This is a genomic window from Brevundimonas sp. 01N35, assembly GCF_056399785.1.
Genome location: NZ_JBFTRZ010000043.1, coordinates 1 through 386, shown reverse-complemented (window position 1 = coordinate 386; position 386 = coordinate 1). Strand labels below are relative to the sequence as shown.

Here is a 386-nt window from a genome sequence, read left to right as displayed (position 1 = left end):
GTCCTGCACCTGGTCGCCGATGAAGTAGCCCTCCTCACCGAGGAAACGCATGCGGTTGTCGGCGGTCAGTGCAAAGGCGATCCAGTTGGTGCCGGTTAACGCGTTGTGGTGCTCTTCGGTGGTTTCACCAATACAGCCGTCGTAGGGCTCGATCGGGCACAGCATCGTGGCCACGCTGCCGGCCAGTTCCGGGCGCAGCACGCCGAGGTCGATTTTCAGCAGCGGCAACAGGTGCTGGCCAAGCCAAGCCTGGTCATCGGGGAATACGTCGGCGGGGAAGGGGACCATGCCGGGCAGCAGGTCGCGCAGTTCAGTCTGGTGGATCATGTCAGTCCTTTGATTGGAACGGTCGCGCCGGGCCATGCCCGGCGGGGAGAGTGCCGGCC

Annotated in this window: 1 protein-coding gene; it reads right to left on the bottom strand. The window is 64.5% G+C overall.

Annotation, left to right across the window (positions count from 1 at the left end; genetic code table 11):
- Positions 1 to 327 (bottom strand): hypothetical protein (locus tag AC1DJ5_RS14675; protein WP_477021076.1); only part of this gene is annotated, 327 nt, incomplete at its 3' end.
- Positions 328 to 386 lie beyond the last annotated feature (59 nt).